General features: G+C 42.3%; 18 protein-coding genes. 7 read left to right on the top strand and 11 right to left on the bottom strand.

From position 1 onward, the window contains the following. Positions 1 to 11: 11 nt before the first annotated feature. Positions 12 to 134 carry a hypothetical protein gene (locus AACU32_RS38635; protein ID WP_339378617.1) on the bottom strand — a complete coding sequence of 41 codons (123 nt, stop codon included), beginning with the start codon at positions 132 to 134 and terminating at the stop codon, positions 12 to 14. A gap of 247 nt (positions 135 to 381) precedes the next feature. Beyond that, a complete protein-coding gene (locus AACU32_RS38630; protein WP_339378616.1) occupies positions 382 to 516 on the bottom strand; it encodes a hypothetical protein in 135 nt (44 codons plus the stop codon). Positions 517 to 550: 34 nt separating this feature from the next. Here AACU32_RS38630 and AACU32_RS38625 point away from each other — a divergent pair, with 34 nt between their 5' ends. The 4 genes from AACU32_RS38625 (at position 551) to AACU32_RS38610 (ending at position 8,722) form a co-directional block, all read left to right on the top strand. Further along, positions 551 to 838: a hypothetical protein gene (locus tag AACU32_RS38625; RefSeq protein WP_096607501.1), complete on the top strand. Its 288-nt coding sequence runs from the start codon at positions 551 to 553 to the stop codon at positions 836 to 838. A gap of 397 nt (positions 839 to 1,235) precedes the next feature. After that, a complete protein-coding gene (locus AACU32_RS38620) occupies positions 1,236 to 1,403 on the top strand; it encodes a DUF2256 domain-containing protein (RefSeq protein ID WP_096607500.1) in 168 nt (55 codons plus the stop codon). 36 nt (positions 1,404 to 1,439) lie between these two features. Then, the gene (locus AACU32_RS38615; RefSeq protein WP_096607499.1) at positions 1,440 to 2,405 is read left to right on the top strand and encodes an isoaspartyl peptidase/L-asparaginase; all 966 of its coding nucleotides are present in this window, start codon (positions 1,440 to 1,442) and stop codon (positions 2,403 to 2,405) included. 101 nt (positions 2,406 to 2,506) lie between these two features. Further along, positions 2,507 to 8,722 (top strand): CHAT domain-containing protein, encoded by a 6,216-nt coding sequence (locus AACU32_RS38610; RefSeq protein ID WP_096607498.1) that lies wholly within the window; start codon positions 2,507 to 2,509, stop codon positions 8,720 to 8,722. 124 nt (positions 8,723 to 8,846) lie between these two features. On the opposite strand, the gene glmU is transcribed toward AACU32_RS38610, so the two are convergent. From glmU to AACU32_RS38570, 8 genes are all read right to left on the bottom strand, one after another. Further along, positions 8,847 to 10,211: a bifunctional UDP-N-acetylglucosamine diphosphorylase/glucosamine-1-phosphate N-acetyltransferase GlmU gene (gene glmU, locus AACU32_RS38605; protein WP_096607497.1), complete on the bottom strand. Its 1,365-nt coding sequence runs from the start codon at positions 10,209 to 10,211 to the stop codon at positions 8,847 to 8,849. A 152-nt stretch (positions 10,212 to 10,363) separates the two neighbouring features. Beyond that, a complete protein-coding gene (gene arsH, locus AACU32_RS38600; protein WP_096607496.1) occupies positions 10,364 to 11,011 on the bottom strand; it encodes an arsenical resistance protein ArsH in 648 nt (215 codons plus the stop codon). 157 nt (positions 11,012 to 11,168) lie between these two features. Then, positions 11,169 to 11,582, bottom strand: a complete 414-nt coding sequence (gene arsC, locus AACU32_RS38595) for an arsenate reductase, glutathione/glutaredoxin type (RefSeq protein ID WP_096607495.1) — start codon at positions 11,580 to 11,582, stop codon at positions 11,169 to 11,171. A gap of 12 nt (positions 11,583 to 11,594) precedes the next feature. Then, positions 11,595 to 12,662, bottom strand: a complete 1,068-nt coding sequence (arsB, locus tag AACU32_RS38590; protein ID WP_096607494.1) for an ACR3 family arsenite efflux transporter — start codon at positions 12,660 to 12,662, stop codon at positions 11,595 to 11,597. A 44-nt stretch (positions 12,663 to 12,706) separates the two neighbouring features. Next, on the bottom strand, positions 12,707 to 13,768 hold the full coding sequence (locus AACU32_RS38585) for a PstS family phosphate ABC transporter substrate-binding protein (RefSeq protein ID WP_096607493.1): 1,062 nt from the start codon (positions 13,766 to 13,768) through the stop codon (positions 12,707 to 12,709). Between the two features lie 129 nt (positions 13,769 to 13,897). Then, entirely contained in the window at positions 13,898 to 14,215 is a 318-nt protein-coding gene (locus AACU32_RS38580) for an ArsR/SmtB family transcription factor (protein WP_096607492.1), read from the bottom strand. Positions 14,216 to 14,290: 75 nt separating this feature from the next. Continuing rightward, positions 14,291 to 15,520: a response regulator gene (locus AACU32_RS38575; protein WP_096607491.1), complete on the bottom strand. Its 1,230-nt coding sequence runs from the start codon at positions 15,518 to 15,520 to the stop codon at positions 14,291 to 14,293. Between the two features lie 906 nt (positions 15,521 to 16,426). Beyond that, a complete protein-coding gene (locus tag AACU32_RS38570) occupies positions 16,427 to 17,341 on the bottom strand; it encodes a tRNA (5-methylaminomethyl-2-thiouridine)(34)-methyltransferase MnmD (RefSeq protein WP_096607490.1) in 915 nt (304 codons plus the stop codon). Between the two features lie 120 nt (positions 17,342 to 17,461). Here AACU32_RS38570 and AACU32_RS38565 point away from each other — a divergent pair, with 120 nt between their 5' ends. Further along, positions 17,462 to 18,283, top strand: coding sequence for a sulfurtransferase (locus AACU32_RS38565; protein ID WP_096607489.1), 822 nt, complete (start codon positions 17,462 to 17,464; stop codon positions 18,281 to 18,283). 152 nt (positions 18,284 to 18,435) lie between these two features. Then, the gene (locus tag AACU32_RS38560; protein WP_096607488.1) at positions 18,436 to 19,197 is read left to right on the top strand and encodes a metallophosphoesterase family protein; all 762 of its coding nucleotides are present in this window, start codon (positions 18,436 to 18,438) and stop codon (positions 19,195 to 19,197) included. A 95-nt stretch (positions 19,198 to 19,292) separates the two neighbouring features. On the opposite strand, the gene AACU32_RS38555 is transcribed toward AACU32_RS38560, so the two are convergent. Continuing rightward, positions 19,293 to 20,144, bottom strand: a complete 852-nt coding sequence (locus AACU32_RS38555; protein ID WP_096607487.1) for a M48 family metallopeptidase — start codon at positions 20,142 to 20,144, stop codon at positions 19,293 to 19,295. A gap of 353 nt (positions 20,145 to 20,497) precedes the next feature. Between AACU32_RS38555 and AACU32_RS38550 the strand changes: the two genes are divergently transcribed. Then, the gene (locus tag AACU32_RS38550; protein WP_096607486.1) at positions 20,498 to 21,031 is read left to right on the top strand and encodes a DUF4330 domain-containing protein; all 534 of its coding nucleotides are present in this window, start codon (positions 20,498 to 20,500) and stop codon (positions 21,029 to 21,031) included. Positions 21,032 to 21,058: the final 27 nt, after the last annotated feature.

Genomic DNA, 21,058 nt, shown 5'->3' with positions numbered 1-21,058 from the left:
GAAAGGGGAAATCAAAACAATAATAATTTTTTCTGAACTGCTGTCATACATAAAGCAATGCGGGAATTGATGTCTTTTTGCTCAACTTCATCAATACCCAATTTCACTTTCAGGTGTTGGATATGATTTTGCACAGCCCTGAGTGATATGTAAAGACGATCAGCGATCGCTTTGCCTAGATCCCCGACTTCTTAGAGGATGCTGCTGGCGAATCAGGAGTAATACCCCTCACTGATCCCGAAATCCCGCCCTCACCATAGAATGGTGGGGCTAATCGAACAAAGCCCACGAAGGTGGGCTTTGTAGCGTTAGCCCCAGGCTTTTAGCCTGCGGGCGGTATGTCAGGTAAGTGAGATAACAGTGTATATCAATATTGACGGATCAAACCCACCATTCGCCAGCAGTATCCTTAGAGAAGTCGGGGATCTGAATTTTCTGTGGTAAAAAGTGCGATCGCCCATGAGGGGCTAACTGGAAAATGAGGCGTTGGAAATTTGTCAGGGTTTCCTCGCCCATAACGACTATTCTTGACACGCAATTATGAATTTAAGTGGCTAAAACAGCAATTTTAGCCTCAAAAATAGCAATTGTAGTCTCGAAAATAGCAATTGTAGTCTCAAAAATGGCAATTGTAGTCTCAAAAATAGCAATTGTAGTCTCAAAAATAGCAATTGTAGTCTCAAAAATGGCAATTGTAGTCTCAAAAATAGCAATTGTAGTATCGAAAACAGCAATTGTAGTCTCAAAAACAGCAATTGTAGTATCGAAAATGGCAATTGTAGTCCCAAAAATAGCAATTGCGTATATGTATTCAGGTTTTTTTGAATTAGTAATTTAGTCTGTCAGCGCTATAAATGCTTTGGTATCTAAGTAATTATCTGTATTTAAGAAGTTTTTATAATTACAAACATTGTTAACTGATTTTGTGAGGGGTATGACCCATAAATTTGCGGTATTTTTGCTAATTGTGAATCCCTGCGCTCACTGAGATTTTTCTGGGTATACATAGCTGGTAATACAGCCAAAATCTTTGTCTAAAAGGGCTTTGACAACTGATATAGAGTCTCAACAGCCAGAAATCTGCCTGAATCTCTCGCTAGGATGAGGGGAAATAACCCTCTAGGGGGATTAACCCCACATTTCTTGGGAAAAAGTATCCTCCTTTTGTAACAATTTGGTTATAATATTTTTCCATCGCTCTCGCAAATTTTTTTTCTCATCTGCACAGGAGCAACATGGGGCATAAACGTTCTAAATCTGACTTGCCTACCAAAATCTGTCCGGTATGCGAACGTCCCTTCACCTGGCGCAAGAAATGGCAAGATTGCTGGGACGAAGTTAAATACTGCTCAGAACGTTGCCGCCGACGGCGTTCTGAAGTTAAAAACGAAACAGATTCATAAGCACACCACTCTCGTCGCAAATAGCGCAAATAATATATGAAGTTACAGGTGCAGCCAAAATTAATTATTCATGGAGGGGCTGGTAGTTCACTACACGGAAAAGGTGGAGTGGAGGCGGTGCGCCAAGCGCTGTATACAGTGGTAGAGGAAGTCTATGCCCTGTTGATTTCTGGAGCAAGTGCTTCCGAAGCGGTGGTGCTGGGATGCCAATTATTGGAAGATAATCCCCGTTTTAATGCTGGTACTGGTTCAGTACTGCAATCTGATGGACAAATCCGCATGAGTGCTTCGCTGATGGATGGGACATCAGGGCGCTTTAGTGGTGTAATTAATATCTCGCGGGTGAAAAATCCCATTCAGTTGGCACAATTTTTACAAACCTCACCAGATAGGGTACTCTCAGATTACGGTTCCGCAGAACTGGCGCGGGAGTTGCAAATTCCCAGCTACAACGCTTTAACAGATTTGCGCTTGCAAGAATGGATACAGGAACGTCAGGATAATTTTAGAAGCACGATGGCTGGGGTGGTAGCAGAACCAGAACTTGTGGAAACCAGCAATGCCGGACGCGGGACAATTGGTGTTGTAGTTTTGGATACACATGGTAGAATAGCTGCTGGCACATCTACTGGTGGTAAAGGCTTTGAGCGGATTGGTAGAGTGAGTGATTCTGCGATGCCTGCGGGTAATTATGCTACAAGCAAAGCTGCTGTGAGTTGTACGGGAATTGGGGAAGATATTATTGATGAATGTTTAGCAGCCAAAATTGTAGTCCGTGTGACTGACGGAATGTCTTTAAATGAGGCGATGCAGCGATCGTTTGCGGAAGCAGATCATAACCAGCGGGATTTAGGAGCGATCGCACTTGATGCGACTGGTGCGATCGCTTGGGGTAAAACCAGCCAAGTCTTACTCGCCGCCTATCACGACGGTAACAAAATTGGTGATACCTTAGAATTGCCAGTGGCTACAAATGTCGGCTGTATCGTTAGTGCGGAATAATTAAAACTAGCCATAAAAAATTGCATAACCTCTGGGGTGTGGGAGATATATAACTTGTGAAGCTCTGCTAGTCATAATTTGACCTACCCACAACAGAAGTTATGCGTTATTGCCGAATCCTTTTAATTGCTTTTATTACCTTCCTGGTAGTAATTTCACCAACCTTTGGGCAAAATTTATCAATATTGTTCCCTGCAACTCAGGTGTTAGCCCAAACGCCGAATCAGACAAAAAATGCTGCTGTATCAGGGAACTTTGTTGATTATTTTGCCGAGTTACAACAATTTAAAGGACATGAGGGTAGTGTTAACAGCGCCAACTTGAGCCAGGATGGTAAACGCATAGTCACCGCAGGTAGTGACGGAACTGCCCGGATCTGGGATTTTACGGGTAAAGAGTTGGTGGTATTACAAGGACATCAGGGAAGTGTGCGGAGTGCGAATTTTAGCGCTGATGGACAGTTAATTGTCACCGCATCTTTTGATGGTACTGCTCGGGTGTGGAATAATTCCGGGCAACAGTTAGCTGAACTCAAAGGACATGAGGGTAATGTTTACAGCGCCAATTTTAGCCCGGATGGAAAGCGGATTGTGACTGCGGGTGCTGATAAAACTGTGCGGATTTGGGATGTTTCAGGAAAGCAGTTGGCGGAATTTAAAGGGCATGAGGGGAGTGTTTACAGTGCCAATTTTAGTCCTGATGGGCAGAGAATTGTAACTGCTTCGGCTGATAAAACGGCGCGTGTTTGGGATTTTTCGGGTAAGGTGTTGGCGCAGTTGCAAGGGCATACGGACACGGTATGGAGTGCGAATTTTAGCCCTGATGGTAAGCGGATAGTTACAGCATCCGATGATAAAACGGTGCGGGTGTGGGATTTATCAGGGAAGCAATTATTAGTTTTGCAAGGGCATAAGGACAGTGTGTTGAGTGCGAGTTTTAGCTCCGATGGCAAGAGAATTATCACAGCATCGGTTGATAAGACTGCCTTAGTTTGGAATTCTGCGGGGAAGTTGATAGGTAAGTTAAAAGGACATCAGGGTGGGATTATTGGCGTAGCTTGGAGTCGAGATAGCAAGTGGATTGTCACTGCATCTATTGATGGTACTGCGCGGGTGTGGGACACTTCCAGCAAACTTTTTACAGAACTCCAAGCAAATCAAAGTGATATTGATAGTGCCAGTTTTAGCCCCGACGGGAAACTGATTCTCACTACATCTTATGATAAAACTGCGAGAATTTGGGACAATTCTGGCAAGCTAATAACTGAACTTAAAGGGCATACTGATATTGTTAATAACGCGAATTTTAGTCCAGATGGTAAGTTAATTGTTACTGCATCCAGGGACAAAACCGCCAAAATTTGGAACACTTCAGGTAATCTGTTAGCTGAACTCACTGGACATACTGATAATGTCGAAACAGCTAGTTTTAGCTCAGATGGCAAGTTGATTGTTACTCGATCTACCATGCCTGACACAGTTCGGGTGTGGGATAAAAATGGTAAGTTCCTGGTACAACTCAAAGGGCGTAATAGTGATGTGAATATTGTCGGTTTTAGCCCAGATGGGAAGATGCTTGTTATAGCATCCAAGGACAATCCTACTCGAGTCTTGGATACTTCTGGCAAGCTGATAACTGAACTCAAAGGGCATCATAGTTTTGTCACCGATGCCAGTTTTAGCCCGGATAGCAAACTAATTGTCACTAGATCACTTTTTGGTAACACCGCTTGGCTATGGAATATATCTGGCAAGCTGCTCGCAGAACTCAAAGGACATGATGAAACAGTCCGACAAGCCAGTTTTAGCCCCAATGGTAAGTTAATTGCCACGGAAGATAAGCACACTACCCGATTGTGGGATACCTCTGGTAAACTGCTTGCTCAACTCCCAGAAGGTGTAAGTGCCAGCTTTAGCCCCGATGGACAACGCATAATTACTGCATCTGGTCGAATATGGGATATCTCTGGAAAGCTGCTCATAAAACTCCCAGAAGGTGACAAAGCCAGCTTTAGCTCAGATGGCAAGTTGGTTATTACCGTATCCAATGACACAGCCAAAGTATGGGATACCACTAACCAATTGCTTACCAAACTGGAGTTACCCAAATCATCTCCTTCTAATATTCAGAAACCCCAGCAAAAGTCCAAAAAGCCTTTAAGTAATGAGTCGGATCAAGATGTTAACACAGCTTATTTTAGCCCCGATGGTAAGTTGGTTGTGACTGCATCAGATGACGGAACTGCCCGCTTGTGGGATACATCGGGAAAGTTGCTTGTTGAACTCATTGGGCATCAAGAAGAAGTCAAAAGTGCCACTTTTAGTCCGGATGGTAAGTTGATTGTAACTGCATCAGATGACGGCACTGCCCGACTATGGGATACCTCTGGCAAAATGCTGGCAAAACTGTTCACTAAAGGTCAATATTTAGTTTACAGCGCTAGTTTTAGTCCAGATGGCAAGCTGATTCTCACCGGATCTGGCGATCGCACTGCTCGGTTGTGGGATACTTCAGGTAAGCTGCTCACAGAACTTAAAGGGCATACTGATAGTGTTGGCAGTGCCAGTTTTAGCCCAGATGGTAAGCTGATTCTCACCGCATCTTGGGATGGAACAGCCAGGGTGTGGAATATCTCTGGTAAGCTACTAGCCGAACTGACTGGGCATGAAGGTTGGGTTACTAGTGCAGAGTTTAGCCCCAATAGCAAGTTCATTGTCACCACATCACTTTTGGGTAAAATCGTCAGGGTATGGGATACTTCTGGTAAATTACTAACTGAACTCAAAGGGCATCCGAGAGAAGTTAGAAATGCCAGCTTTAGTCCAGATGGCAAGCTAATCGTCGCCGCATCATCTTATGATGGCACTGCCTTGGTGTGGGATATCTCTGGTAAGTTATTAGTCAAACTTACTGGCTATTCAGGCGGTTATGATGTGGCCAGTTTTAGTCCAGACAGCAAACTGATTGTTACCGCAACCGGATCATCTGAGAATGGTGCTAGTGCCGAAGTATGGAATACTTCTGGCAAGTTGCTTGCAACTCTCAAAGGACATAGTAGTAGTGTCAAAAATATCAGTTTTAGCCCTGATAGTAAGATGATTGTTACCGCATCTAATGACGGTACGGCTCGATTGTGGGATATTAATGGCAAATCCCTAGCTTTCTTCAAAGGAAATCCCAATTATTTCAAACACGCTAGTTTTAGTCCCAATGGCAAACTAATTGTCACCGCAACTGATGACAACACTGCTCAGTTGTGGGATGCAAATGGTAAGCTTTTAATCCAACTCAAAGGGCATCAAGGCAAAGTTAACATTGCTAGTTTTAGCCCAGATAGCAAGTGGGTTGTCACCGCATCTGATGACAATACTGCCAGGGTGTGGGATACCTCTGGTAAATTACTAACTGAACTCAAAGGGCATCAATATTTTGTCAGATATGCCAGTTTTAGTCCTGATAGCAAACTAGTTGTGACTGCTTCTTGGGACAACACTGCTAAGGTGTGGAATACAAATGGTAAACTTCTCACCGAACTTAAAGGGCATCAACAGCAAGTCAGCAGCGCCAATTTTAGTCCTGATGGCAAACTGATTGTCACTGCTTCTTATGACAAAACTGCTAAAGTATGGGATTTATCTGGCAAACTGCTCACCGAACTCAAAGGGCATGAAAGTGTACTCGAAAGTGCCAGTTTTAGTCCAGATGGTAAACTAATTCTCACAACACCTTGGAGTCAACCTGTTCAGGTGTGGAATACAAATGGCAAACTGCTCACTGAACTCGAAAGCGTATCTTTAAGACACAGTGCCACTTTTAGTCCCGATAGCAAGCTGATTCTCACCCCATCTATTGATCCCAAAGTTTGGGATACAAACGGCAAATTGCTAGCTGAACTTAAACTTAATAAAGGTTATGCCACAAATGCTAATTTTAGCCTCGATAGTAAGCTGATTGTCACCACATCTAGTGAGGGCATTGCTCAGGTGTGGGATACCTCTGGCAAATTGCTAGCTGAACTGATTGGGCATCAAGGCAATATTAATAGCGCTAACTTTAGCCCAAATGGACAGCGCATAATTACTGCATCTGATGATAGTACGGCTCGTATATGGAACATCTCTGGCAAACAACTAGCCTTATTGAAATCGAATGAAACAATTACCTCTTCCCCAAAAGTACAAGCCAACAGATTGCGCGATTTAGAGTTTCCCGCCCCAAATTGTGCCCTGGCATTCAACCCTTGGGAAAAAGCCCAGAAAATCTACCAAGAAATTGCAGACTATGAAAACCAAGCTGTTATCCAAGAAAAACTAGGCAACGCTTACTATTGTCTCAGCGATTACACTAACGCTATTAATTTCTACATCCAAGCATCAATCATTGCCCAAAAACACAATTACCCAGAAATTACAGCCAGAAATCTCTCAAATCTTGGTAGCGTTTACAATTCCTTAGCAGATTATCAACAAACAATTAAGTTTTACGAAGACGCATTAAAACTTCTCCAACAACAAGACACTCAACTCAAAGCAGAAATTCTCCGAGGTCGAGGTAATGTTTATAATTCCCAAGGTAAATATAACGAAGCTATTAAAGATTACTCGCAAGCATTAGCCATCGATGAGAATCTGCAAAACGGCTCTGGTATAGGAAAAGATAAAGTCAATTTGGCCAATATTTATTATGTTTCGAGTGATTACTTCAAAGCTATTCAATATTACAAAGAAACTCTAGATTTCACACCTAGCGAATCTTTAGCAGGTTTAGGAAATACTTATCTTTCTCTAGGTGACACCGCCAAAGCAATTGAACTCCACAATCAAAGCTTGGCGAAAGCACGACAAAATGAAGACAAGGAAGCAGAAGGTAACGCACTGAATAATTTAGCTTATGCTTTGATTAAATCAAAGAATCAACCAGAAGCCGAGAAAAACCTCTTTGAAGCTATAAAAGTTTGGGAATCTCTGCGCGCTGGATTAAATGATGCTAATAAGGTTTCTATCTTTGAAAAACAATCTCGCACCTATCGCCTGTTGCAAGAAGTTTTAATTGCTCAAAATAAAATTAATCAAGCGTTAGAAATTTCTGAACGCGGACGTTCTCGTGCTTTTGTGGAATTACTCGCAAGGCGCTTATCTCCAAACAAAACACAGCCATCAAATATTACACCGCCAAATATTGAGCAGATTAAACAAATTGCGAAAGCACAAAATGCCACTTTGGTGCAATATTCAATAGTTAATCAAGAAGATAAACAACAAACCAAAGAATCAGAAATCTATATTTGGGTGGTTAAACCTACAGGTGAAGTTGCATTTCATCGCCAAGACATCAAGCCGTTATTGCAAACAGAGAATAAAACTTTAACCCAATTAGTTGATATCTCCCGACTCTCTATAGGGGTAAGAAGTCGCGCAGGTGGGATTGTCGCCGCAGCAGCTGATAATGCAAATAAACCCAAACGCTTACAACAACTGCATGATTTGTTAATTAAACCGATCGCAAACCAGCTACCTAGCAACCCCAGCGATCGCATTATTTTCATCCCCCAAGGTTCCCTGTTCTTGGTTCCTTTCCCCGCATTGCAAGATGAGCAAAACAAATACTTGGTCGAAAAACACACAATTCTCACTGCGCCATCGATACAACTGCTGGATTTAACTCGCCAGCAAAAGCTAGCACAGAAAGGCAAATCGGCTGATCTAGCAAATTTAGTGGTCGGTAATCCTACGATGCCTTTTGTATCTCTGATACCAGGAACACAACCGCAACAGTTGACACCTTTACCAGGTGCAGAAAAGGAAGCAAAAGCGATCGCACCGCTACTCAACACCAAAGCGATCACCGGTTCTCAAGCAACAGAAACAGCGATCGCGCAAAAAATGACCCAAGCACACATCATTCATTTAGCAACGCATGGATTTTTTGATGATTTACGTGGTTTGGGAAGTGCTGTAGCCCTTGCACCGTCTGGTAAAGATGATGGTTTGCTGACTGCTGAAGAAATTTTGGATCTGAAACTACCAGCAGAACTCGTGGTTCTCAGCGCCTGCGATACTGGACGAGGAAAAATTACAGGGGATGGGGTGATTGGTTTATCTCGCTCTTTTATCAGCGCAGGTGTACCCAGCATTGTGGTTTCTCTGTGGCAAGTTCCGGATAGTCCAACAGCATTTTTAATGACTGAGTTTTATCAAAATATAAGTAAAAAACCTGATAAAGCTAAAGCGTTGAGAGAAGCAATGCTAACAACGATGAAAACCAACCCCGACCCTGTAAACTGGGCGGCGTTTACCTTAATTGGAGAAGCGGAGTAAATTCAACAAAACAAACCTCACCCACCCAACCTCCCTCTCCTACAAGGAGAGTCTGGGGTAAGAAAAAGTACAATTCTTACTCCCCTCTCCTGTTAGGAGAGGGGTTGGGGGTGAGGTCAATTGTTTAAGGCTGATTCTCAGCACTTTTGTTGCGCCAACCAGGTTTGACTACCTGACGCGCACGGGCAATCACCATCGCATCATCAGAAACATCTTCTGTGACAGTTGAACCAGCGGCTATATAGACATCATTACCTAAAGTAATTGGCGCAACTAAAACGCTATTAGCACCAGTTTTAGTGCGATCGCCGATTTTGGTACGATGTTTTTTCACACCATCATAGTTGGCAGTAATAGTACCTGCACCGATGTTGACTTTTGTGCCAGCGGTAGTATCACCTAAATAAGACAAATGTGCCACATTAGTGCGATCGCCTAACTGAGTATTTTTTAATTCCACAAAATTACCAACACGACAGCCAGCGCCTACTTGCACTTGACCGCGTAAATGGGTAAAGGGGCCAATCTGACATCCAGCTTGTACAATGCTGCCCTTAACTACAGAATATTGTACTGTGACATTTTCACCTAACTGGCTATCTTCAATTAAACTCCCAGGCCCAACATGACTTCCGGCTTTAATCACAGTATCGCCACGCAGGTGAGTTTGGGGTTCAATAATCACGTCTGGCTGTAATTCTACAGTGTCATCAATCGTAATACTATGAGGATCTATGAGCGTGACACCCGCCAACATCCATTTTTCTTTAACTCGTGTTTGTAAAATCTCGTAAGCACTTGCCAGTTGTAAGCGATCGTTGATGCCAAGAATTTCTTGATAGTCTTGCACATCAACAGCCATCACTTTTCCAACTTGAGTCACAGCATCGGTGAGATAATATTCTTGTTGACTATTATTTGCCTGGAGATGGGGCAGTACTTTTGCTAAATTTTGCCAACGGAAGCAATAAACCCCAGCATTAATCCGGCGATTCTGTTTTTGAGCATTGGTGCAATCCTTGTCTTCCACAATTTGTTGCACAATATTTTCACTATCGCAAAAAACTCGCCCATAACCTTTAGCATCAGGCAAATATGCTGTGAGAATAGTGGCAGCATTCTCATGTTCTTGGTGAGTTTGCCACAAAGTTGTGAGGGTTTGGCTAGTTAATAGCGGCACATCACCGTTTAAGACGATTAAATCCCCGGCGTAATCTTCCAAGTGAGGAAGTAATTGCTGGATCGCATGACCAGTTCCTTGTTGTACAGTCTGTTCGACAAACTCCAAACCAGGAATTGACTGCATGGCTGCTTTTACTTCCTTGGCCTGATATCCCACAATCACTAACCGCCGTGAAGGAGAAAGAGGTTCTACACTGTTAATCACTCTCTCTACTAGCGATCGCCCACCCAAAGAATGTAAAACTTTGGGCAGCTGTGATTTCATCCTTGTGCCGCGTCCCGCCGCTAGAATTGCTACAACTACCATAACTTAGCTATCAGCTATTAATGAATTGCGCTTTCGCGCTTGGTATTTTGAGATTGAGCCTCAAATATTACCAGCTAATCATCATAGTCTGAAATACCAAGAATTAATTAGATCAATATCAAAGCTATTATTAAGTCAAAAGGTTTTCATTTTCACCGTAGAGCTTGGTTTGCTACTTCAATTATCTGTTTTGCGGCTTTTTCCTTGCGTTCGCTGTAGCGATCTGTGAGGTAGTCTACTTTGTCACGTAGTAACAAGGTGAACTTATAAAGTTCTTCCATCACATCCACAACGCGATCGCGATAGGAGGAATCCTTCATCGTACCGTCCTCGTTAAACTCCTGATAGGCTTTAGCTACCGAGGATTGATTGGGGATAGTAAACATCCGCATCCAGCGCCCCAGAATTCTCAAGGTGTTGACAGCGTTGAACGACTGCGATCCACCGCTGACTTGCATCACAGCCAAAGTTCTCCCTTGAGTTGGGCGAACGGCTCCAATATTTAGGGGAATCCAGTCAATTTGGTTTTTCATAATGCCACTAATATTACCGTGGAGTTCCGGGCTAGACCAAACCTGTCCTTCTGACCACTGGCTCAATTCCCGCAACTCTTGCACTTTTGGGTGAGTGTCAGGTACGCTACCGTGGATTGGCAATTCTCGTGGATCGAAAAACTTTACCTCTGCGCCAAATTCTTCAATGATGCGTGCTGCTTCCTCTGCTAAGAGGCGGCTATAGGAACGCTCACGCAGAGAGCCATACAAAAACAAAATTCTGGGGGGATGGTCAAATGTTGTCATAGAAATGTCAGCATAGAAATTAATCATCTAAAACGGATCGCAAGGAAAGAAAAATACATGGTAGGGGCACGGCATCATCAAGATTGTTAACTTATCGAAAAAATTTTGGCTGCCGTGCCTTCTGCCACTGCTACTATCATCCCAGCACGACAAATCTTTATCCCACAGGGGTAAATTCTGCTGTCAGTGACTCAATTAATTGAACCACTCGTTCTTTAATCTCATCGCGCACTCTGGGGAAAATTTCTGGCTGTTCTGCTGGATCATCTAATTGCCAATCTGCAAATACTTCTCGTACAACCCACTCTGTTGGCAAATTCACACCACAGCCACACAGAGAAATCACGACATCAAAATCTTCTGCTTGGAAGTCACTTAGAGGTTTGGAATGTTGATCGGTAATGTCGATGCCAATTTCTTTCATAGTAGCGATCGCTTCTGGTCTAACTTCACTTGCTTCTAATCCAGAGCTAGTTACATCAATCTTTCCCTTACCCAGTGTTTTGGCAAAGCCTTCCGCCATTTGGGAGCGTGCGGAGTTCTTTTTGCAAACAAACATGATGCGTTTCATAGTTAGATTCCTCTAGAAAGTTCTCGATTCAGATGCTGAGAAATAACGTTTTTCAAACCAGAAAGCAACATTAACAAGACTAATTAATACAGGTACTTCCACCAGCGGCCCAACAACAGCTGCAAAAGCCGCACCTGAATTAATACCAAATACTGCGATCGCCACTGCGATCGCAAGTTCAAAATTATTTCCTGCGGCTGTAAATGCTACACTTGCGGCTCTGGAATAGTCTGTCTTAATTCGCCAAGCCATGTAAAAGCTGACCAAAAACATGAAGATAAAGTAGATAATCAGCGGAATTGCAATCTTAATCACATCTAGAGGAATTTGAACAATTAAATTCCCTTTCAAGCTGAACATGACGACGATTGTAAATAACAAAGCAATCAATGTGATGGGGCTGATTTTAGTCACAAATTCCTCGTGATACCAGCGCTTGCTTTTCGCTTTCACTAAAAAGAAACGAGTGAAAAATCCAGCTAAAAAGGGAATACCAAGATAGATGAATACACTTTGAGCTATCTCGGAAATGCTGACGTTAACGATACTACCTTGCAATCCAAATAGAGGAGGTAGCACACTAATAAAGAACCAAGCATAAGGGCTGTAGAAAATGACCTGAAATATGCTGTTGAAAGCAACCAATCCAGCTGTGTACTCAGTATTGCCTCGTGCTAGATCGCTCCACACAACTACCATTGCAATACAACGGGCTAATCCAATTAAAATCAATCCCGTCATGTATTCTGGATAATTACGTAAGAAGATAGCCGCCAACGCAAACATGAGAATTGGCCCAATAATCCAATTCTGAATTAGTGACACACCGAGAATTTTTCCGTTACGAAATACATCACCTAACTCTTCATACCGCACCTTGGCTAGGGGTGGGTACATCATTAAAATTAAACCAATGGCAATTGGTATATTGGTGGTTCCTACCTGAAACTGATTAATAAATGCTTCGACTCCAGGAATAAAATAGCCTATACCCACCCCGACGGCCATTGCTAAAAAAATCCATAAAGTCAGGAAGCGATCGAGAAAAGAAAGCTGTTTAGAAATGGTTTTCGTTGTCATCACTTATTCCACAAAAACTTATCAATGTTTGAGTTGAAAAAGACCTAGAATTTCGCTTCTTTGCGTAACAACTCACCAATTGTTAAGTTCATTTGGGCTTTTCCATCAAAGACTGTTCCTACTTTGCCTTTGTACAAGTGAACATAATTGATTTGGTAACCATCATCTGGTAAAGGTATATACCCTACAGAACTGACTGCTTTTGATGCGTTCTTAATATAGAAATCTGCGAACGTGTACAGCGTTCCTCTGTTTGCTAAAGACTGCGGATTGACATAGATAAACAAAGGTCGAGAAAGCGGTTGATACTGACCTTTCTCGACGGCTTGACGTGATGGCGAGACTGCACCACGTCCGTTATCAATGGAGAGCGCTTTTAACTTATCTTGATGTTTTTCATAATATGCGTAGCCAAAGTAACCCAAAGCATTGGGGTCTTTACGTATCCCGTCTACCAATACTTCATCATCTTCACTGGCTGTATAATCGTTACGAGAGGCTCGGACTTTACCTACAACTGCCTCTGTAAAGTAGTCAAAAGTACCAGATTTTTTACCTGCACCGTACAAAGATAAAGGACGATCTGGCCAAGATGGGCGTATTTGGTTCCATTTGGTAATTTTTCCTTCAGCCGCAGGTTCCCAAATCTTCTTTAATTCTGCTACTGTGATATCTTTAGCCCAGTTATTTTGCGGATGAACAGCAACGGTAAGGGCATCAAAAGCGATCGGAAGCTCTATGTACCCTACCCCATTTTTCTTGCAAGCTTCCATCTCTGAGAGCAAAATCGGTCGGGAAGCATTGTTGATATCTGTTTCTCCAGCACAGAATTTTTCAAATCCGCCTGTAGTACCAGAAAATTTCACTTCTACTTGCGACTTGTTATTGGAGTTCGCTGTAAAGTCTTTGGCGATCGCTTGCGTTATTGGATATACAGTACTAGAACCATCAATTTTTATTGTTGTGCCATTCTTTTTAGTATTACTAGCTTCTATAGCATTTGGGGACTGTTGACTTTCACTACTAGAAGTTGAGCTAGCTGCACAACTGCTTACTAAAGCCACCGTTCCCAGCGCCAGAGCCAATTTCTTGACTTGTGCTTGCATTGACTTCTCTACCCTGTGTTGTCGCTAAGTTTGTAGACCTGTCATTTCAATAAAACTTGATATGTCAGTATCTTGTCAACTACAGAATATAAAAATTCATCAAAAAAATTTGATGTATTATTGGTAAATTTAGCAGGGGCGGGCAGGTAAAATTTTGGCTAGGCGACGATAATCGGATAAATATTGTTCTAGAACGAGAAATTGAGCCACATTCAGGCTGTAGTAAATCCAGCGTCCTTCTTGACGCGATCGCACTAAGCCTGCATCTTTGAGAGCTTTGAGGTGAAAAGACAGCTTTGACTGCGTAACTCCTAAAGTCGCGCACAAGTCACACACACACAGTTCTTGCTCGCGCAACAGTTCCAAGACTTTCAGCCGCAAAGGTTCAGACAGCGCATGAAAGCCTGCTGCGATCGCATCGGAAGTTAAGGTCGAGGAGGAATCCATCAAGTTTAATTGAAATATTTTGTGCTGTTTATCATACTAAACTAACTTCAACCTTAACTTCATTGCACCTGGGCACTAAGAAACTTTTGTTTTGATGAAATCGACAAACTGCTGCACGAGTTCAGGATTGCGCCAACCGGTATTGGTTTCTTCTAGCATGATATTAAGTGCTTCCTCTGGAGTAAAACTCCTTTTGTAAGGTCGTTCGCTGGTTAGAGCATCATAAATATCGATGATCTGAAACACTTGTGCTATGTAGGGAATATCATTACCTTTGAGACCATCAGGGTAGCCCGATCCATCCCAGCGCTCGTGGTGATGGCGAATAATCGGAATTACACCCCGCATACTGCGTAGTGGCTGGCAAATTTTTTCCCCAATAGAAACATGCTGTCTCATAATCTCCCACTCTTCCTCAGTGAGTTTGCCTTTTTTCAATAGCACAGCATCAGGTATGCCTACCTTGCCAATATCATGCAGATAACCACCCCACATCAAATCTCGAATTTGGTTGCGTGAGAGACAGAGGTATTCACCAAAAGCTTGTCCTAGTTTTACCAACCGTTCGCAGTGGTCGCCAGTATTGGGGTCTCGACTTTCGATGGCTCTAGCAACTGAAAATAGGACTTTTTCGGCATGATCTAAGTCTTCATTGAGACGCTTTTGACTGACTAATGATTTAACACGGGCTGCAAGTTCTACCCGATCAAAAGGTTTGGTGAGAAAATCATCTGCTCCAACTTCAATACCCCGAATACGCGATCGCCTATCATTTAAAGCCGTAATAAAAATGACTGGAATTAGCCTAGTAAGCTCATTTTGTTTCAAGATCTGGCATACTTCAAACCCATCCATTCCCGGCATCATCACATCCAGCAAAACTAGATCTGGTTGTTGTTCTGAAACCAGATCCACTGCCTTAGAACCACTGTCAGCTTCAATAATTTCGTAACCTTCCATCCCCAAAAGTGCAACAGCAGTCATCCGACTGGCGGCATGGTCATCTACTACTAAAACTTTTGGTAGATCTGAATCCCCGCTATTCACTTTAGCACTTTGGTTTTGTGGCTTTCTCGAGTCTAATGATTCGTCATCTTTATGCAAATTTTGCTGTTTCATCCAAGAAGGCAATGCTGGGGTGTTTTCAAGCATAAACTCTCCTTTAGATAAGCCCATTGAATCACCCTCTACATTTTGTAATTCTAGGACATGATTTGAACTTATATTCGTTAATTTGCTGAGGGGGTTAGACCCACTAGCGACTTTTTCGTTAGAGTTTGTATGCTTGCGTTCCCATTGAATCACAAAAGTGCTCCAGTTTTTTCAATAAACGTCAACGGTTTCACTTTTTTAAACTTGTTAAGTTTAGTATTTGCCTTGATGACAGCCAATATCTTGCCAAATTTCCTAATTAATTTATAATACACATATTTTTTTCCCTTAAATACATTATGTTTTTTAATAATTTTTGAAAAAAATTAAATAAACTTCCTCACTATTTTAGGTGCTTGATTTCTGCCTGAGACATTGACTGAGCAAAGCGTATCAGAATTCATTTTTTAATTGCCACTGCTCTAGAAGACAATAGGCACTCTGGCAATGGTCATTTCTGACAAAATTTCTGTTCGTCGGAGACCTTGGCGTACCCCTGCGCTTAAGCAAGCTAGCAAGAGGCTATCCTTGAGCAGACACGAGATGATCGGGACCTTCGCTGCGCTTACGCCGAGAACCGACGCTCAACGCCAGATGCTTTCCGCAGTAGGGACAGGAAGGCAGTGACTCGACGGTAGCAATTTCTCATCGAGCAAATGGATATGGGTAGGCAGTGAGTGACGGGTACGCAGGGGTTTCTCGTGGGCGAACTGCCGTCATGAGGCATGAGATTTTTTTATGAATGATTGAGGATCGCTAGAGAAAAATTTCTCTTTATTTATCAGTGAGTGGGGAATTTAAGTTTTTTCTTTTCCTCTGAAGATATTAAATAATTTCGCTAATTGTCTTTAGTGTAGTATCTACTAAATTAATGCTATGTTTGGGTGATTTAGAACACAAAGATTAATGATCTGCATTACTAGGAAAAACTTCAATTAATTGGGAAGTAGGTATGAGAGGCTAGGGATGAGGGATGAGGAAAGAGTTTTCGCAATACCTATAACCCCAGACCCAATACCTGCGTAAGTCTTAACCAAGTGAAAATCTGCTGTAAATTAATTAAGAATTGGCTTGTTGAGAATTGCTGGCAGCACTGTCAAACAGCCACCTTTTTCGCCAGCGAGAGGTAGACTCTAATGAAGAAGCTTGTTGCTCTTGTTGTCGTCGCATCAATATTACATCAGCAGGGTCGATCAATTGGGGGTCACGGTAAGGAATAGCAGCACGAGTGAGTAAATGCTCTTTTTCTGCTTGGCAAAGGGGCAAAAGTGTTAAGTTACCAGAATATTTCTGATGAACTGCTACAGTACCAGGCGATCGCCTTCCTACTGGTGGGGTAGAACCGATAACTAAACCAGCGCTTAATAGAGCCGTGCGTACAGCAGCAGCACAGGAATAAGTAGCTAAAATGCCATGTGGATGCAAACACAAAGAAATTTGGTTGACGAACTCCACAGTCCATAACTGAGGACATTGAGGCGGGGAAAAAGGATCGAGGAAAATTGCATCCGCTAAAAAACCAGATTGATTGAGTAATTGAATCGAATTTCGCGCATCCCCAATGATTAACTCAGCCTTCAGGTATTCCTGCTGCACTTGATAGTTAAAAGCTAGCTGATGCAAAATATCGGTATACTTGTAGCCCCAATTGTCAAATAAGTGATGGGCGATCGCCGCTTGTGGGACAGCAGGATTAAGTTCTAACGCTATGATTTCAACATGACAATGAGGATTTATGTCCCAGATTGTCTGCAAAGCAGCAGCTGTGTTGTATCCTAGACCATAACAAATATCCAACAGCCGCAAAACTGGTTCTTGAGCGCGGAAAGCCAGTTGAGTCGGTTCTGCAAACTTGAGAAAACTCTCCTGCTTGGCTCCATAATGACTATGAAAGTCTTCGCCAAACTCTTTGGAAGTAAAAGTGAAGGAACCATCTGCCGTAGTTTGGGGGATAAATTGTTCAGAATCTAGCATTTTATGAATAAAAGAGAGATATGGAACTGGAAGAAGGACAAGGGAGACAAGGAGAAGATGACCATTGACAAATGACAACTGACAAATGACAACTGACCATTGACAAATGACAAATGACAAATGACAACTGACAAATTAGTTATTTCACCAGCATGGTTATTTGAACATCTGAATGATCCGCAAGTTGTAATTGTGGATTGTCGGTTTTCACTTGCCGATCCACAATTGGGAAGACAGCAGTACCAATTAAGCCACATAGAAGGATCTTATTATCTAGATTTAAATCAGCATCTTTCCAGTCCTGTAGCAGAACATGGCGGGAGACATCCTTTGCCCAATCCTCTAGATTTAGCTCGTAAATTAGCAGAAATTGGTGTTAATTACCAAAAAACTTTGGTTGTAGCTTACGATGATTCTCGCTTCGCCTTTGCAGCGCGTTTGTGGTGGCTTTTGCAATATTTAGGTCATGAACAAGTAGTAGTACTTGATGGCGGCTTTGCAGGATGGCAAAAAGCTGGTTATCCCGTAACCAATATTATTCCTCAACCCCAAACTGCTAACTTTGTGCCCAAAATCAAAACAGATAAAGTAGTAGATATTAATACGGTAAAAAGTACAAAAGATTTGCCAGAGGTAGCTCTAGTAGATTCCAGAGAAAGCGATCGCTATCGAGGTGAACGCGAACCAATCGATAAAATTGCCGGTCATATTCCTGGTGCTGTTAACTATCCTTGGCAAGAAGTCACAGATTCTTCAGGGTATTTACTCCCCCCAGATGCACAACGCCGTCGTTGGGAAAACTTAGCAAAATCTGAGGAAATTATAGTTTACTGTGGTTCTGGTGTTACTGCTTGCGTAAATTTACTCTCCTTGGAATTAGCAGGGATTTCTCAAGGTAAATTGTATGCTGGCAGCTGGAGCGATTGGATTAGTTATATGTAGTTTTTAGTTGTTAAATTTGCGGCGATCGCTATTGGCGAAATAATCTATTAGAATAAAATAAAAATTGTCAAGTTTTTTATTGATTATCCGGAAAACTGCACAGCTAAAACTGTAGCAAAAGTAGTGGGCAACATCATTCAAGCTAAGAGCAAATGAGCGAAACTAGCCAGCGTCGAATTGTTATTGGAGATGTGCATGGTCAATATGAAGGATTAATGACTTTATTGGCAGCCATTGCTCCAGCATCGAACGATCAACTTTATTTTTTGGGAGACTTAATTGATCGCGGTCCTCAAAGCGCACAGGTAGTGAATTTTGTCAAAAACAATAACTACCCTTGTCTGCTGGGAAATCATGAGCAGATGTTGTTAAATGTATTGACCGGTAGCAGCGCTTCTAATTCAGCGATGCAATCCTGGCTATACAGCGGTGGTCAAGCAACCATAGCTAGTTACCAAGAAGCGACCATTCCCCAAGAACATATCGATTGGTTGACAACCCTGCCCACTTATATTGATTTAGGGGATGTTTGGTTAACCCATGCTGGTGTTGACCCACTGATTCCTTTAGAAAAACAAACCGCCGAGCAATTCTGCTGGATCAGAGAAGAATTTCATGGCATTGAAAAACCATACTTCCCTGATAAATTAATTATTATTGGTCACACTATTACCTTTACCCTACCTGGTGTTACTCCTGGTCAGCTGGCACAAGGAAGAGGATGGATAGATATAGATACTGGTGCGTATCATCCCCGTAGTGGCTGGTTGACAGCACTAGATGTCACAAATAACCTGGTTTATCAAGTTAACGTATTTAAAAAGCGCGTCCGCACTTTACCTTTAAAAGAAGCAACCGTTATCATCAATCCATCGGAAATCAAAGGTACTCGCCGCCACCAGCAGCGAGCATAGTCAATTGAAGGATGAAATATGAGGGCTGGGATGAGGAAGATTTTGCTTCCCCATCTCCCCCATCTGCTTTTTGAGTCTGCACAATATTCGCAAAATTAAAGTAAGGCGCGGATATTAGCTTTATAAGCAGCATTATCTAATCCATAACGCCCATTGCTAGGTTGAGAATTAATAGAGCGTTTGAGAGTATTAATGCGATCGCTAGTTGCAGGGTGAGTACTTAAAAATGTCGGCGTAGAACCCTTACCTAGCAGCTTTTGCATAAAGGAAACCATTCCCGATTGAGCATAACCACTACGGGTCAAAGTTCTTAAGCCTCTTTGATCCGCATCAAATTCATCTTGACGACTACGGGGAAGGTTAAGTGCTAACTGTACACCAAGTCCTACCACTTGATTGCGATCTAAACCTGCGGCTGTAGCTAAACCACCAGCAATGGCTTGTTGTCGCATCTGTTTGACTAAATGTTTACCGCCAATGTGACCGATTTCATGAGCAATGACACTGGCTAGTTCCGCTTCATTGTCAGCAGCTTTCAGCAAACCGGTGTGGACATAAACATAGCCTCCCGCAGTCGCAAAAGCATTAATAGCCGGATCGTCAACTACTTGGAATGTATAAGGGAGATTGGGGCGATCGCTATTAGCAGCCAACCGCCGTCCAACTTGTTCCACATAGCGATTAACTTCTGCATTACGATAAAGCTTAACTTCACCACTTACTTGCTGATTAATATCCTTACCCAGATCAACTTCCTGGCGATCGGATATATTAGATAGCTGAAATATTTGGACACCCTGGAACAGAAGCGGTAATAAATCAAAAGCCCTTCCGGGAAGAGGTGCAGCCAGAGATACACTCAGCGCAACGAAGAGCGAAATTAACGGATAAAACCAGCGACGCCGCCACAAACGGTAATTTGTCAAAAAGGCATTCCAAGCATTCATAATCCGGTTTTTATAGATAATCGTTGAAGAACATCACATTATTAGACGAATTTAGACTTTCTATGTTGCATTTTTGTCATTAGTCATTAGTCATTAGTCAATTGTCAATTATCATTAGTCATTTGTCCCTTGTCCTTTATTAAACACCCACGACGATGATCATTGACCCTTGACCCTTGACCACTGACCATTGACCAAAACACAAAGCCGGAATTTTAGAAGTCGTGATAAACTGTCGCTTGACTGCAAAGGCCAGCTGCTTCTGAGGCTTGCTAACTAGGTAAAATTGCCATTATCCTTGTCAAGCCTACTGCTACAATCGATTACTCTGCTGATATCTGGGAAAATTTATTATGGCTATTTTAGATTCCAAAGGTCGCTTGTTCGGCAAAATCAATCTCCTTGATTTAGGTGCTTTACTAGTAATTGTGCTAGTTATATTCGGCATATTTGTCTTTCCCGGTACTTCCGGTTCTGTAGCCCAGGTAGGTACAAAAACAGTACCTATAGAAGTAGACCTAATAGTTCGGGGTTTAAATGTCCGCGATCCACAGCAATTATTTGATAAGGGATTGAAAGCCAATGGTAAAACCAACGTAATTATCCGCAATCAACCTCACGGTGAAATTACTATTAAATCTGTAAAACAACTACCAAGAACAATCAATGTTCCCCAACCGGATGGTTCTCTCAAAGAGTTACCAGATCCCAAAACCAACAATTATAGTACAGATATGCTGTTGACATTAGAAGGTAAAGCACAAATTACGGCAAATGGCCCAGTTTTAGGGAACAGCAAAGTAAAAATTGGGATGCCATTTGAGTTAGAAGGCTTCAATTACAACTTTAATGCCACAGTCATTGATTTAAGATTGCAAGAAAAATAGAGATGAGGAGCTAAAATTGTGACTCCG

This window comes from Calothrix sp. NIES-2100, from assembly GCF_963875285.1.
Taxonomy (GTDB): Bacteria; Cyanobacteriota; Cyanobacteriia; order Cyanobacteriales; family Nostocaceae; genus Aulosira.
Note: the sequence above shows the minus strand (reverse complement) of the source record. Positions and strands in the feature narration are given on the sequence as shown.

Bases quoted from the DNA above. Each gene is read 5' to 3' on its own strand.
- AACU32_RS38630 (WP_339378616.1), bottom strand. From the start codon at position 516: ATGGGCGAGGAAACCCTGACAAATTTCCAACGCCTCATTTTCCAGTTA.
- AACU32_RS38620 (WP_096607500.1), top strand. From the start codon at position 1,236: ATGGGGCATAAACGTTCTAAATCTGACTTGCCTACCAAAATCTGTCCG.
- AACU32_RS38615 (WP_096607499.1), top strand. From the start codon at position 1,440: ATGAAGTTACAGGTGCAGCCAAAATTAATTATTCATGGAGGGGCTGGT.
- AACU32_RS38610 (WP_096607498.1), top strand. From the start codon at position 2,507: ATGCGTTATTGCCGAATCCTTTTAATTGCTTTTATTACCTTCCTGGTA.
- glmU (WP_096607497.1), bottom strand. From the start codon at position 10,211: ATGGTAGTTGTAGCAATTCTAGCGGCGGGACGCGGCACAAGGATGAAA.
- arsH (WP_096607496.1), bottom strand. From the start codon at position 11,011: ATGACAACATTTGACCATCCCCCCAGAATTTTGTTTTTGTATGGCTCT.
- arsC (WP_096607495.1), bottom strand. From the start codon at position 11,582: ATGAAACGCATCATGTTTGTTTGCAAAAAGAACTCCGCACGCTCCCAA.
- arsB (WP_096607494.1), bottom strand. From the start codon at position 12,662: ATGACAACGAAAACCATTTCTAAACAGCTTTCTTTTCTCGATCGCTTC.
- AACU32_RS38585 (WP_096607493.1), bottom strand. From the start codon at position 13,768: ATGCAAGCACAAGTCAAGAAATTGGCTCTGGCGCTGGGAACGGTGGCT.
- AACU32_RS38580 (WP_096607492.1), bottom strand. From the start codon at position 14,215: ATGGATTCCTCCTCGACCTTAACTTCCGATGCGATCGCAGCAGGCTTT.
- AACU32_RS38570 (WP_096607490.1), bottom strand. From the start codon at position 17,341: ATGCTAGATTCTGAACAATTTATCCCCCAAACTACGGCAGATGGTTCC.
- AACU32_RS38565 (WP_096607489.1), top strand. From the start codon at position 17,462: ATGACAACTGACAAATTAGTTATTTCACCAGCATGGTTATTTGAACAT.
- AACU32_RS38560 (WP_096607488.1), top strand. From the start codon at position 18,436: ATGAGCGAAACTAGCCAGCGTCGAATTGTTATTGGAGATGTGCATGGT.
- AACU32_RS38555 (WP_096607487.1), bottom strand. From the start codon at position 20,144: ATGAATGCTTGGAATGCCTTTTTGACAAATTACCGTTTGTGGCGGCGT.
- AACU32_RS38550 (WP_096607486.1), top strand. From the start codon at position 20,498: ATGGCTATTTTAGATTCCAAAGGTCGCTTGTTCGGCAAAATCAATCTC.